Source organism: Bifidobacterium sp. LH_743 (assembly GCF_056355775.1).
On the sequence record NZ_JBKESZ010000008.1, the window covers coordinates 49,215 to 62,773 of the forward strand.

Sequence of the window (13,559 nt, forward strand, 5' to 3'; positions counted from 1 at the left end):
ATTGCTTTCGGAAATGCCGAAAGCGGTTCAGTCGCGCAACGCGGTGCCGGTCAGCTCAAGGAACACGTCATTGAGCGTCGGCTGACGACTGGAAAGATGACCGATATTCGTGCCATCGTGTTCCAACAGCTGCAGCACATCGATGAGATTGTGGTCGCCTCTACGGCAATTCACCGTCAACTCATGCCCGTCATAATCGGCGCCGATCACGAACGGCAACGCACGCAGCCGCTCAAGCGTGGCGTCGGCTGCGCCCGCATGTCCTCCCAGGTCGTCGGTTTCGATGCTGATGCGCTCGCCGGTATCAATCATCGCCTTGAGCTCGTCGGCGGTGCCGAGTGCCAGATGCCGGCCATGGTCCATGATGAGGATTCGGTCGCAGATCTGCTCGACCTCCTCCATGTAATGGCTGGTGTAGATCACCGTCGCACCCTCCCGATTGAGCCGTTGGATGCCTTCGAGAATCGCATTGCGGCTCTGTGGATCGACGGCGACGGTAGGTTCGTCGAAGAAGATCAGATCAGGCTGGTGCGCGATGCCGCATGCGATGTTGAGCCGTCGCAGCAGACCGCCGGACAGCTTCGCCGGACGGTACTTGCGATAACCGGCCAAACCCACGAAATCCAACGCCTCCTCAACCAACACACGTCGTTTCGCCTTGTCCGGAACATACAGCGAGCAGAAGTAATCGATGTTCTCCTCGACGGTCAGTTCATTGAACACGGCGACGTTCTGCGGCACGATGCCGATACGGCGTTTCAACGCATAGCTGGTGGGAGTGATGCGCTCGCCGAACACGCGTACGGTGCCCTCGTCGAAGGTGAGCAGCGCGAGCATGCAGTTGATGGCGGTGGTCTTGCCCGAACCGTTGGGGCCCAACAGGCCGAAGATCTCACCCTGCTTCACGTCGAGGTCAAAATAGTCGAGGGCCACCATGTCCCCATAGCGTTTCACCAGTTTCGAGACGGTGACCGCGCTCGCCACGCCGTTCGTGTGCCCATCCATGGCTTGCTCCTTTCCCATATGCGTCATGTTTCCATTGTCCCGTCGTCCGGTGCCCCCGACATGGTGTCCGCAGTCATGATTGCCTCGGCAAGTCCGCTTCCAGGCATGACAAATGTCATTTTCTTCCATACCGTCGTATGGGCGCAGCACGTGTGCATTACTCTTGAAAAAGACGAAGACCATAACGATATGACGGACGGGAGGCGGTATGCAACGACTGCTGTTCCAAGCCGTGTTCCTGGTCATGGGCATGATCGTTGGCATGCATGCATCCGGCGATGTCGGCCCCGGACTGGTGTGTGGGGCGCTTGTGGCGGTGTGCTGCGCCGCGGTGGGGGAATATGCCGGCGGCTCATGCCTCACTGCGGCAATGCTTGTAGTATTCGATGGCATGGCATGTCTCGTGCCGTCCTGGTATCCGATGCTGCCGATTTTCGCGTTCACCGCGGCTTCGCTCCCCGAAGCCGGCGAACGCCCTTTGTTCGTGGCGTCACGCTGGCTATGGTTGGCTCCCATGGTCGTGTCGCCGTTGCGTTCCGGTTTTTCGGCAATGGTCGTCGCGATGACGGCATTGCTGACGATTCTGGGATTCGCGGTAGGTATGCTCTGCGCACACGAGACACGGCTCGCCGGCGAGGTGCGGCGATTGCAGGATTCCCGACGCGACCAAATACGTAGGTTGCGTTCCCGTCTCGCCGAGAATGACGAGGACCGTGCTTTGGCGGTGCGCACGGCCACGCTCGCCGAGCGTACACGCATAGCCCGTGAGATTCATGACAACGTCGGCCATATGCTGACGCGGGCCATCATGCAGACCGAAGCGGCGCAGGTGGTGGCACGGGTTTCCGGACAGGAGCAGTCAGCCCGACGTTTTCCCGAAATCCATGGCACGGTGAACGAGGCGATGACCCTGGTGCGTCGCGCCGTCCATGATCTCAAGGACGAGGGCGTGGATTTCACCGCACAGATCACGGCGGCTGCGCACAGCATGGATGACACAGGACGGCTGTGTGTGGAGCTCGACAACGGTGTTTCCACGGCGCCGGCCGCGGTGGCCCGCTGCTTTGCCACCACCATCCGCGAAGCATTGAACAATACGGTCAGCCACAGCCAGGCAAGGAACGTCTCGATCGTATTGCGTGATTTCCCCGCACTGTGGCAGCTGCGCGTGCAGGATGACGGTGCCAGATGGAGCCCTGCCGGCGGTACCTCCACTGCGGAGGCTGCGCGTCCAGGCGATTCCACAGGCATAGGCGTCGCGGACATCGAGGAACGCGCTCGTGCGCTGGGCGGCTCCGCGGTGTGCGGGCCATACCATGAGGGTTGGCGCGTGTTCGTGTCCATTCCCAAAACAGTGTCTCGAACGGCAGCGGGAACAGGTATGCAGTCATGCAAACAGGCGCAACAGGCAAGGAAAGGAGAACGATGATGCGCGTGGCCATCGCCGATGACGATCCGATCGTCTGCTCGTCATTGTCCACGATTCTCGAGGCCACCGGCACCGCCGACGTGGCGTGGACCGCCAATACAGGCACGGACACCGTAATCCGGTATCGGGAAGATGTCCCCGACGTGTTGCTGGTCGATGTGCAGATGCCCGGAATGAACGGATTGGAGGCATCGGAATCGATTCTCAACGCGTATCCGGATGCGCGAATACTTGTGCTCACCACGTTCGCCGATGAAAGCTACATCGCCAAGGCGTTGGAAATCGGCACGAAAGGCTACCTGATCAAACAGGATGTCTCCTCCGTCATCCCCGCAGTGCAGGCCGTCATGGCGGGGCAGGTTGTCATGGGTGCCGAAGTGCTGGGCAAACTGCGCGCTGGAATCCAGCCATCGGCAATGAAGACGCCGCCGGATTCCAGCGACATCGCCGTCGGTGGAATCGCTGAACGTTTCGAGAGCCTCACCGAACGCGAGCGTGAGGTGCTGGACCTGGTGGCCGAAGGATTGGACAATCGTGAGATCGCGGCGCGGCTGTTTCTGAGCGAAGGCACGGTGCGTAATCGCATCAGTGGCATTCTTGCCAAAACCAATATTTCCAATCGCACCAAACTCGCCGTCGAATGGCTTGCCTGCCGTTGACTCGTCGGGTTGATTGGGCTGGCCGGGGTTGATTGCGGACTGTGTTGCGCGTTCGTCCCTAGTGTCTGCGCAGACGGTATGCCTTCCAGACATCGCTGAGCCTTTGCCCGTTCGACGTGCGTTTCCATACAGTGAGTCCCGCAGAGGAGCCTCCGACCGCGCGTGCCGCTGCGGTGGGGGTGGCGTATTCCTTGCCGTCGTCCATGCGTAGTTTGCCTCCCGCGGTGACGGTCGCCACCCAGCGTTCGCCCTTGCGTGGCCGCTCCCATACCAAGGTCTCTCCGGGGATGAGCAGTCCGGCTTCGAGCACCTGGGCGATGCTGACGCGTTTGGAGGTCGGGGAGTGTGCCGCGGTTTTCGCGGTGAGCGTCTCCTCGTTCAGCGTCGACAGGTCCGTGTTGTCGGCGTCATATCGGATGTTCCAATGGTCGGCGATGAGCCGTACGGTCTCGTCCTGTCGGTATTGCAGGGTCTGCGGCGTGCATTCGGCGATGTCGGCGAGCTCGGCGGTCAAGGGGAATCGTTTGGAGCTTGCTGAAAGCAGCATGCGGTCGCGGCGTTGCGCGAAGGTGGCGAGCGGCGCGACCTGGTTTTCGTTGGCTTGGCTGAGTGCCAGATTGCCGATGCGATTGGTCCAATGGTCCCGCACGGATTCCGGCCAGGCGGCGAAATCAGATTTCGCTACAACCTGTTCGGGCAGGATCGGCAGGGCTTTGAGGCTACGTGGGCGGATGATACGGTGGCCGGCCTTCTGTTCGTTGGCTCGGATGAGCAGAAGTTTCTTCATGGCGGGACTGGTTTGCAGTTCGCCGCGCAGATGCGCGAGCGCCGACCTGCGGTCCTCGTCGGTGATGAGGAAGCCGCGGATTTGCTGGAGGGTGTGTCCTTTGTCGAGGTCGCGTATGGCGCTGGCGGCGCGGGTCCGTCTTGCGAGGGGGCTTTGCCTGTTGAGGCTGTCGACGCCGGTGACGCGTTCGAGCGCGCTGAGCACGTCGTGGAGCCTGTCGATGTCGTGCAGTTGGAGTTTCTCGTCGCGTTTGTCCGTGGTGACGTTGTCGGGCGCGTGGAATCCTGGAGTGGAGAACACTTGGGCGTTGACGCTGCCGAGATTGCGGATGGAGTTGACCAGCGCCCACATGGCCACGGGTTTCCAGTCAGTGGTCTGGTAGTCGGCGAGCGAGACGAGCAGGGCCACGATGCCATCGGGCAGATTGGCGTCGGTCGGACGGCTGAGAATGAGCCACGCGTTGGCGTAGGGGGCGAGTAGGTCGTCGATGAAGGAGATGACGTTCTGCTGTTTCACGTAGGGTTTGAGCACGTCCTTGCGGAATTCCTCAAGCAGCTGCGTGCAGACGGCCTTGTGCGAGACAATCAGATGCAGGTCGGCGAAGAATTCCTCGAGCGTGTGCGCGTCGTCGCCGAGCGGATCCATGATGTCGTCCCATCGGGTGGCGTAGGCGTTGCGTGCGGCCGGGGATATTTCCGCTATGGTCTTCGCTTTGAACACGTCGGATGCGGTCAGTGGAACGCCGCGCATGTTCATCACGTCGAAGATACGGTGCGCGCCGGCGAGGTCATCGGTGGTGACGATGACGAGGGTGACGCCGTTGACCAGGTATGAGGCGAACCTGCGGCGGTCCTTGGTTTCCATGGCGGCGAGCGAGTCGAATACCCGTCGGGTGTTGATGGCGATGTTGCGTTGCGCGTGGGAGGCTATGTCGTTGTCTCTCAGGTCGAACAGGCCTTCCAGATCGCCTTCCTGCACGTACATGCGGAAGAAGTCGGTGTCGCGTTCGCGTAGTCTGAGTCGTGGTTCGGCTTTGATGCCGCGTAGTTTGTCTCCCGGTTCCAGGATGAGGTCGTTGAGGCTGTCGATGAGGTCGGGGTCGTCCTCCAGTTCGCGCAGTATGGAGATGATGGTCGACAGGGAGATGAGGCGTTGCTGTCCGTCGATGACCTGGTATTGGGTGGGGCCGTCCTTGACGAGGATGAGTGATCCGAGGAAGTAGGGCGTGTCCGGGTCGGCACAGGCGTCCTGCAGGTCGTTGACGAGCTGTTCTATGTTCTCCGCCTGCCAGGTGTATGCGCGTTGGAATGAGGGGATGGTGAACTGGTAGTCGGAGGTGAACACCTTGCCCAAAGGTTTTTCCGTCGCGCTGATTGCCATTTCGACCGCCATTCCTCGTTGATAACGTTTGCGCCTTGTTCGCGGCGCATCACCTCCACTTTATGATAGGGGGTGCCCTGGCTTTTCTACGGCCGTAGTCTCGGACGCTGGCTTCATTCGTGTCTTCGAGTCACAGCCGTTCCGGCAGATCCGCGCGTTCCACGAGTCTCGCCATCTGCACGCGTCCCATGCACAATCTGTCCGCGGCCGAGGAGATATGCGCCTTGACGGTACGTTCTGAGATGAACATGCGTTCCGCGATTTCGGCATTGGTGAATCCGTCGGCTGCGAGAACCACCGCCTCACGTTCCCGTTCGGGCAACGCGTCCAGCATGGCGCGGGCCTCATCGCGGCGTGATTGCGGCTGCTGTGCGCCGAGATCGCTGATGAGTTGCCGTTGACTGGCCGGATTGAATTGGGGCAGTCCGTCGCATACGGCTGTGATACGGCGGATGATGTCCTCCGGCGCGTCGGTTTTGGAGACGAAGCCTTCGGCTCCGGCCTCGACGGCCCGTTCCACGGTTCCATTCGGGCTCAGGGACGTCAGTATCAGCACGTGCGGCGGGCGAGGCAGCGCGCGCAGTCTTCGCGTCGTTTCGATGCCGTCCATGCCTGGCATGGCGATATCCATCAGGACCACATCGGGATGTGTTTTTTCGGTCTCGTCGATTGCTTGGCATCCATCGGTGCAGGTGAAGACGACATTGAGTCCGCCATTGGAATAGTCTTCGAGAATCAGCCGCATGGCCTGGCATATCATCGGATCGTCATCGATCACGCCGACTGTCGTCGGCTTGTCGTCCCTGCTCTCTTCGCTGCTCACTCAACCCATGGTAGCCGCACGTCCACGTGGAACGTGTGTCGTGAGTCAAAACCGAACCGGCATGTTCCGCCGGCCTGTCGCACGCGTTCCGCCAGTCCAGGCAATCCGGCGCCGGTCCGGACCGTCTTCGTGGAATTTTCCTCCGGTGGTGTGACGTCGGACGTGACCGTCGGATTGGAGACGTGCGCGTGCACGCCCTGGGACGGGTTCACGGTAAGTTCCAACGATACCGGCGTGTTCGGCGCGTGACGGCTCGCATTGGTCAGTCCCTCCTGAAGGGCGCGGTATGCGATTTTGCCGGTTTCCTTGCTGAGCCGTCCCAGTTGCTGGATGTCGATCCATGTGTCGAGCCGCATACCTGCCGCGCGTGCGTCGCCGATGAGCGCTTCCAAGGATTCGCGAGTCAATGAGGTCTCATCGGATGGCGCCAGCTGCTCCCGTGCCTGTTCCGGATGCCGCAGCATGTCGATGACGCTGTGCGCCTCATCCAATGCTCCCGCGGCCTGTTTTCTGATCTCATCCGTCTTGTCCGCGATCCGTTCGGCTTGTTCGGCCAGCTGTCCGGCATCCACGGCGTTTGCCTCGGCGGCGAGTTTTTTCGATTCGGCCTGCAGCGCACCCGCATTCAACGCCAGTAGGGAGAGGGAATGGGCAAGTGTGTCATGCGCCTCGGCCGCTATCGCATCGGCAAGCTGCTGGCTGTCGATGGTGGTCCTAAGCTGTGCCGCCCGCGCGTCCGCCGCGTCCGCCTTGGCCGAAGCCAGTGTTGCCAGAGCTCGCGATCGGATGTGCAATCCCGCCAGAGTCGCGATGATCAGTTCAAGCAATGCCGCCACTACCGCGGTGATGACGATGGTGCGTTCGTCGGCGAGCATGACCAGATCGGTGCCGTATTGGCTGCCGGTGTTCGGCTTGGCGAACACCATATGCCATAGCGACGCTTCCGGCGGTTGCGTCGCGTCGCGCACCTGAGAGACGATGGCGACGATTCCCCCTGCCGTGATTGCGCGGATGCTCGTTCGCGCATCGTTGCGCCGGGCCAGCAAGGCGGCCAATGCCATCAATTCGATGGCGGGATCATAGGGGAGGAGCAGAACGGCGATGCAGGCGGCGACGAACGTGGCGCGCGGGTAACGGGAACGGCCGAGTAGCAGGAATCCCGCCGCGAACGACAGCAGCGTGCAGAACACCATCCACGCATATGCGGCGGAATCCTGGTCGAATCGTTGCGCGGCAAACGCGGTCTGCGCCATGCACATGAAATCCGAGCAGACCACCATCACCGCGGTGCACCAGGTTTTGGTGCGTACCGGCACATCGATTGCGTCTGGTGCGTTCGTCGTCTCGCTCATGGTCCCCATTATCGGCCCCACACGGAGAATACGCCATTGTTCTTCCGTGCGTTTCCCCTATGCCCCAAAAGGCGGTGTTGAATGTCCTTTCGTCCAATACCGTCGAAGCGCGAAATTCCGTACTCTCGAAAATATCCCAACCGCTTCGAGAAGAAGGAACGATCATGAGTGGTTATATCGCCCCGCAACAGCCCATCCAACCCCAGGCCCCAATGCAGCCTGTCCAGCCGACGGTGAAGGCGAAAAAGCCTCTGTACAAGCGTGTGTGGTTCTGGATAATTGTCGTGGTGGCGATACTGGTAGTTGCCGGAACCATGGGAGGCAACGGATCGTCGGCGGATGGAGCCAAGACAACGACGGCCACGCAGTCCCAACAGACGACGGATACGAAGAAGGACGAGCAGAAGAAGCAGGAGGATTCGGTTCCTCCGGAATACAAGTCGGCTCTTCGCCAAGCCGACACCTATGCCAACATCATGCATATGTCCAAGGCTGGTCTGTTGAAGCAGCTGACCAGCGAATACGGCGGGAAGTTCTCGCAGGAAGCGGCCCAATACGCTGTCGACAACGTCCAGACCGACTGGAATGCCAACGCGCTCGCCAAGGCGAAGTCTTATCAAGAGAATATGGCCATGTCGCCCGAGGCGATTCATGACCAGCTGACCAGCGAATACGGAGATCAGTTCACTCAGGAGGAAGCTGATTACGCCATCCAGCATTTGAACGATTGACGAGATGGTGCCGGCGGCCGCATGTCCGGCACCTTTTTTCGGGGCTTTCATGAAACGGTCAGAAAAATGCCGTACGATAGTGCGTAATCGAGTTAAGGAGCGATTATGACATTCGGTCAGCAGCCCCAGGGCAACAGCGCCAATGGATTCAACGGCCAGCCGTATGGCCAGAACCAGTACAACCAGAATTCGTACGTCCAGAACCAGTATCAGTATGCGCCGCAAGGGGCCTATGCGCAGTCCGTGCCGGCCCAGGCAACCTATTCCTATGAGCACGCCGAACGAGTTTCCGTCACCCGCGCCTATGGTGAGATGACCATCGGCCTGCTCGTCACCGCCGTGGTGGCCATCCTCACCCAGGTCACCGGTGCCTACATCGCCCTCATCCAGGCTCTTGGTGTCATCGGCGTGTGGGCGCCGCTCGTCGTCGAAGTCGTGCTCGCCATCTATCTCGCCGCGCGCATCGAGAAAATCACTCCGACCACCGCGCGCGTCATGTTCTATGTGTACGCCGCGATCATGGGCTTCTCGCTGAGCACCATCTTCATGGCATACGATCTTGGCACCATCGGCATCTCGCTGGCCCTGTGCGCGGGCTTCTTCTTCGCGCTGACCATGCTCGGCATGACCACCAAGGTCAATGTGCTCAAGGCTGGACCGGTTCTGATGGTTGGTCTTATCGTGCTGATCGTCGCCGAGGTGCTGCTCATGATCTTCGCCCCCGGACAGACCACTTTGATGCTGGTCTCCGCCATCGGACTCGTGCTGTTCGCCGGCATGACCGTCTACGATGCCCAGTCCACCCGCGCGCTGTTCGCCCAGTATGCGGGCCAGGGCGAGGAGATGATCAAGAAGGTCTCCATCATCTGCGCGCTGAACCTGTATTTGGACTTCGTGAACATCTTCCTGTATGTCCTTCAGCTTCTGGGAGATAGGGACTGATTCCGTTCGTAGCGTAGACGCGGCGTCCGCGTCTCAATCAGCAAAGGCCTGACCAGAATATGGTCAGGCCTTTTCGTATGCAAGAAGCTCGCCGTAGGGTAGTGGCTCATGCGGAGGAAAGAGATAGGCGGCATGGCCTGCCTGGTGTTGACGGCCATGATCTGGGGGTTCGCGTTCGTATCCCAAGTGCAGGGCATGACATCCATGAGCCCCCTGTTCTTTGGTGCCACACGATTCACGTTGGGGGCATTGTCGCTGGTGTCGCTGCTTTGGTTCCGTCGCGGCACCATAACCGAGCAGGAGCGGCGCCGTCGTGAATCGCAGGAGAATCCGACCATCACACTTGGCGACGGCAGAATCGTGGCCATGCCGAAATGGACAGGCAATCCCGTGGTCGTCAGCATCATATGCGGCATCGTGCTGTTCACCGCCAGCACCGTCCAACAGTATGGCGTGCTCTATTCCGGATCAGCCGGACGTTCCGGCTTCATTACGGCGCTGTACATCGTCATGACGCCGCTGCTCGCCTTCCTCATCCTGCGCCGCCGCGTGACGGCGAACGTCATCGTCAGCGTCGCCATCGCCGTGGTCGGCTTCTATCTGCTGTGCATCACCAACGGCTTCGGATCGATAACTCTCGCCGATGTGGTGCTGCTGTTCACCGCCGTGCTGTTCGCCGGGCACATCCTCGTGATTGACACGTTCGGACGGCATATGGATCCGATTCTGCTGTCTTTCGGACAGATCTCCACCACCGCGGTCCTCAGCTGGATAGGCTCCCTGTTCGAAGGCTCCGTCGATTGGGCTGGCGCGATGCAGAGCTGGTTCCCGATCGTATACGCGGGCGTGGGCTCGGCGGGCGTGGCCTACACGCTGCAGGTGATAGGACAGCAGCTCGTGCCGCCGTCCCGCGCCGCGGTGATCATGTCGCTGGAATCGTTCTTCTCCGCGGTGGGTGGCGCGCTGCTGCTCGGAGAGGTCATGACCGCGCGCGGCTACGTCGGATGCGCGTTGATCTTCGCCGGAACCATACTCGCGCAGATTCCGGTGAAGGTGCCGAAGCTCCTCAGACGCGAATGACGGGGCGGGGCGGCCCCAAGGAGCGTCAGCTCGTCTGCGGAGCCTCGCCCGCCTGAGGCGCGCTGTTGATGTCGCGGTGGATGTTCTGCATCTGCGTCTCGATGTTCTGTAGACTGCGCGCACAGTCGAGCAACGTCTGGGAATGCTCGGCGAGCTTCGCGTCCGGCAGATCGGTCTTGTATCGAAGCGCATGCTCCAGACTCGCCCAGTAATCCATGGCGATGGTGCGCAGCTGCACCTCCACCGGCGTGTAATGCGGGCCGGAGGAAAGGAACACCGGCACCGCGTAGATGACATGCAGCGACCGGTACCCGTTCTGCTTCGGATTCTTGATGTAGTCCTTGACCCGCAGCACCTGGATGTCGCTCTGAGCCGACAGATAGTTCGCCACGGAATACACGTCGTCGCGATAGTTGCAGATCACGCGGACGCCTGCGACGTCGAACAGGTTGTCCTTGATCGCGTCGACGGTCAGCGGAAGATTCCGCCGCTGCAGTTTGCCGATGATCGAATTGATCGATTTGAGACGACGTTCCATATGATGGATCGGATTATGGGAGAAGCGGACCTGGAACTCCGAATCGAGGATTTCCAGTTTTGTGCTTATTTCGTACATCGCGCCCTCATACACCTGCATCTGGTCGATGAACTCGGTGATCTGCTCAGGGGCGAGAGGACCCTGCCCGAGGTCGATGTTCTTCAGATGCGTCTGCAATTCCGTGGTGTTGATGCGGTTCTGTCTATCGAGTATCACAGGAGAACAGTGTACCTTTCTGCGTGTCGCGAAACTGGATGTGCGCTGTGAACGAGCCCCGCGTAACGGGTGTTTCCTGGGTGCGGGGCCTTCCGAAACGCCTGTGCCGCCCTGCCGATAGCATGGTTTCTTATGAACGAAGACATGATGACCGAGGCGGAGCGCGCCTCGAAGCTGGCCGAGCCGGCCGGGAACGGCACTTCCACGCGAGGCAAGGGCGTGTTCTACGTGCATACGCTCGGATGCCAGATGAACGTGCACGATTCCGAACGCATCGCCGGCGTGCTCGAGGCCGACGGCTACGTGCCCGCCACCGAGGAACAGTATCTCGACCATGATGTCGATCTGATCGTCATGAACACCTGCGCGGTGCGTGAGAACGCCGCCGAGCGCATGTACGGCACCATCGGACTATGGGCGGAGATGAAAAGGGAGCGGCCGAATCTGCAGATCGCCGTTGGCGGCTGCATGGCCCAGCTCGACCGTGAGAAGATCGCGAAGAAGGCCCCTTGGGTCGATGCCGTGTTCGGCACCAAGAACATTGGGTCCCTGCCGCAGCTGCTCGACCAGGCCCGCATCGAAGGACACGCGCAGGTGAAGGTCAAGGAGGAACTCAACTACTTCCCGAGCCAGCTGCCTACGGACCGCGCGTCGAAGGTGTCGAGTTGGGTGTCCATCTCCGTCGGGTGCAACAACACCTGCACCTTCTGTATCGTGCCCACCACCCGAGGCAAGGAGCATGACCGCCGTCCGGGCGACATCCTCGCCGAGATCCGCCAATGCGTCGATGAGGGGGCCAAGGAGGTCACGCTGCTTGGGCAGAACGTGAACTCCTTCGGTTACGGCATCGGCGACCGTTTCGCCTTCTCCAAGCTGTTGCGCGCCTGCGGCAAGATCGAAGGATTGGAACGAGTGCGATTCACCTCGCCACATCCGGCCGCCTTCACCGATGACGTGATCGCCGCGATGGCCGAGACACCGAACGTCATGCATCAGCTGCATTTCCCGTTGCAGTCGGGTTCCGATCGGATTCTGCGGGCGATGCGCCGCTCATACCGTTCCGCCAAATTCCTTGACATTCTGCGCAAGATCCGTGAGGCCATGCCCGACGCGCAGATCTCCACCGACATCATCGTCGGCTTCCCGGGCGAGACGGAGGAGGATTTCCAGGAGACGCTTCGCGTGGTGGAGGAGGCCCGGTTCGCCTCCGCGTTCACCTTCATCTATTCCCCTCGCCCCGGCACGCCGGCCGCGGCGATGGAGCAGCTGCCTCACGACGTGGTACAGAATCGTTTCGAACGGCTCGTCGCCTTGCAGGAGCGCATCACTGAGGAGAACCTCAAAACCTTCGAAGGACGTGACGTCGAAGTGATGGTCACCGGCGCGTCCGGCAAAAAGGATGCCGCCACCCACCGTGTCACCGGCCGTGAGAAGACCGGCGTGCTGGTCCATGTCGGCGTTCCGGAAGGCGAGCCGACACCGCAGGTCGGCGATTTCGTGACCGCCACCGTCACGCATGCCGGCCGTCACAACCTCATCGCCGACCCTGATCCGAAAGCGGGGCAGACCTATGCCGTCCGACACTGAGCAGACTTCCGAACAGACGGAACGGACCGACGGACGCAAGGTCGTCTCCATCGTCGGACCCACCGCGTCCGGCAAGACGGGACTTGGCATCGCCATCGCCAAAGCGCTGGCGGCCAAAGGCGAACAGGCGGAGATCATCAACGCCGACGCCTACCAGATGTACAAGGGCATGGACATCGGCACCGCCAAGGCAAGCCCCGAGGAACAGGCCGAGGTCAAGCATCACCTCATCGACATCATCGAGCCGGATGATGCCATGTCTGTGGCGCGTTTTCAAGAATTGGCCCGCGATAAAATCGCCGAATTGCATGACAGGGGAGTGCGTCCGATTCTGGTGGGCGGCTCCGGTCTCTATGCCCGTGCCGCCATCGACGACATCTCCTTTCCCGGCACCGATCCCGAAGTGCGCAAGCGTCTCGAGGAGCGGGAGAAGACCGAGGGGGCTGGCGTGCTGTTCGACGAGCTCAAGGCGAAGGATCCCGAAGCCGCCGCGCGTATGGATCCGCACAATCCACGTCGCACCATCCGCGCCCTGGAAGTCATCGAGGTGACGGGCCGGCCATATTCGGCCAGCCTGCCGCATTACCGGTACGTGATCCCCACCGTGCAGATCGGCCTCGACCTGCCACGTGAGGAACTCGATCGCCGCATCGATGTCAGAACCAAACACATGCTGGAAAACGGTTTCGTTGAGGAAGTGGAACGTATCCGGCCCAGACTCGGCATCACCGCGGGCAAGGCGCTCGGATACCAACAGGTGATCGACTATCTGGACGGCCTGTGCGACCTGAACGACACCTTCATGAGCATCGCGCAGAAGACCAAGCGTCTTGCACGCAAGCAAATGGGATGGTTCGGCCGCGACCCCCGCATCCACTGGCTGCAGGCGCTCAATCCCGCATTGCTCGACAACGCCATGGCAATCATCGAGCATGCGGACGCAGGCGACTATGACGCCATCGACGCCCAGGCCGACGCCTACACGCAGCATCACCTCGGCGATATCTCATAACCGGAACGCCGACGCCAT

At 60.9% G+C, this 13,559-nt stretch carries 12 protein-coding genes; 7 read left to right on the top strand and 5 right to left on the bottom strand.

The window, feature by feature from the left end; genetic code table 11:
• Window positions 1-27: 27 nt before the first annotated feature.
• The gene (locus AC1ATL_RS08885) at window positions 28-1,023 is read right to left on the bottom strand and encodes an ABC transporter ATP-binding protein (protein WP_476569950.1); all 996 of its coding nucleotides are present in this window, start codon (window positions 1,021-1,023) and stop codon (window positions 28-30) included.
• A 190-nt stretch (window positions 1,024-1,213) separates the two neighbouring features.
• Between AC1ATL_RS08885 and AC1ATL_RS08890 the strand changes: the two genes are divergently transcribed.
• Window positions 1,214-2,434, top strand: coding sequence for a sensor histidine kinase (locus tag AC1ATL_RS08890; RefSeq protein ID WP_476569951.1), 1,221 nt, complete (start codon window positions 1,214-1,216; stop codon window positions 2,432-2,434).
• Window positions 2,434-3,093 carry a response regulator transcription factor gene (locus AC1ATL_RS08895; protein ID WP_476569988.1) on the top strand — a complete coding sequence of 220 codons (660 nt, stop codon included), beginning with the start codon at window positions 2,434-2,436 and terminating at the stop codon, window positions 3,091-3,093. Before AC1ATL_RS08890 ends, AC1ATL_RS08895 begins: the two co-directional genes overlap by 1 nt.
• Window positions 3,094-3,151: 58 nt before the next feature.
• On the opposite strand, the gene AC1ATL_RS08900 is transcribed toward AC1ATL_RS08895, so the two are convergent.
• From AC1ATL_RS08900 to AC1ATL_RS08910, 3 genes are all read right to left on the bottom strand, one after another.
• The gene (locus tag AC1ATL_RS08900) at window positions 3,152-5,260 is read right to left on the bottom strand and encodes a GmrSD restriction endonuclease domain-containing protein (RefSeq protein ID WP_476569952.1); all 2,109 of its coding nucleotides are present in this window, start codon (window positions 5,258-5,260) and stop codon (window positions 3,152-3,154) included.
• Window positions 5,261-5,390: 130 nt separating this feature from the next.
• Window positions 5,391-6,083 carry a response regulator transcription factor gene (locus AC1ATL_RS08905; protein WP_476569953.1) on the bottom strand — a complete coding sequence of 231 codons (693 nt, stop codon included), beginning with the start codon at window positions 6,081-6,083 and terminating at the stop codon, window positions 5,391-5,393.
• Window positions 6,080-7,363, bottom strand: coding sequence for a sensor histidine kinase (locus AC1ATL_RS08910; RefSeq protein WP_476569989.1), 1,284 nt, complete (start codon window positions 7,361-7,363; stop codon window positions 6,080-6,082). Before AC1ATL_RS08910 ends, AC1ATL_RS08905 begins: the two co-directional genes overlap by 4 nt.
• 236 nt (window positions 7,364-7,599) lie before the next feature.
• On the opposite strand from AC1ATL_RS08910, the gene AC1ATL_RS08915 reads away from it, so the two are divergent.
• The 3 genes from AC1ATL_RS08915 to AC1ATL_RS08925 all read left to right on the top strand — a co-directional run bounded on the left by AC1ATL_RS08915 (window position 7,600) and on the right by AC1ATL_RS08925 (window position 10,188).
• Window positions 7,600-8,166: an Ltp family lipoprotein gene (locus tag AC1ATL_RS08915; RefSeq protein ID WP_476569954.1), complete on the top strand. Its 567-nt coding sequence runs from the start codon at window positions 7,600-7,602 to the stop codon at window positions 8,164-8,166.
• Between the two features lie 105 nt (window positions 8,167-8,271).
• Window positions 8,272-9,108, top strand: coding sequence for a Bax inhibitor-1/YccA family protein (locus tag AC1ATL_RS08920; protein WP_432622744.1), 837 nt, complete (start codon window positions 8,272-8,274; stop codon window positions 9,106-9,108).
• 108 nt (window positions 9,109-9,216) lie between these two features.
• Window positions 9,217-10,188, top strand: a complete 972-nt coding sequence (locus AC1ATL_RS08925; RefSeq protein WP_476569955.1) for a DMT family transporter — start codon at window positions 9,217-9,219, stop codon at window positions 10,186-10,188.
• Window positions 10,189-10,213: 25 nt separating this feature from the next.
• Here the strand turns inward: AC1ATL_RS08925 and AC1ATL_RS08930 are convergent, their stop codons facing one another.
• Entirely contained in the window at window positions 10,214-10,942 is a 729-nt protein-coding gene (locus AC1ATL_RS08930; RefSeq protein ID WP_432622748.1) for a GTP pyrophosphokinase, read from the bottom strand.
• A 132-nt stretch (window positions 10,943-11,074) separates the two neighbouring features.
• On the opposite strand from AC1ATL_RS08930, the gene miaB reads away from it, so the two are divergent.
• On the top strand, window positions 11,075-12,529 hold the full coding sequence (gene miaB / locus AC1ATL_RS08935) for a tRNA (N6-isopentenyl adenosine(37)-C2)-methylthiotransferase MiaB (protein ID WP_476569956.1): 1,455 nt from the start codon (window positions 11,075-11,077) through the stop codon (window positions 12,527-12,529).
• The gene (miaA, locus tag AC1ATL_RS08940) at window positions 12,513-13,541 is read left to right on the top strand and encodes a tRNA (adenosine(37)-N6)-dimethylallyltransferase MiaA (protein ID WP_476569957.1); all 1,029 of its coding nucleotides are present in this window, start codon (window positions 12,513-12,515) and stop codon (window positions 13,539-13,541) included. Before miaB ends, miaA begins: the two co-directional genes overlap by 17 nt.
• Window positions 13,542-13,559 lie beyond the last annotated feature (18 nt).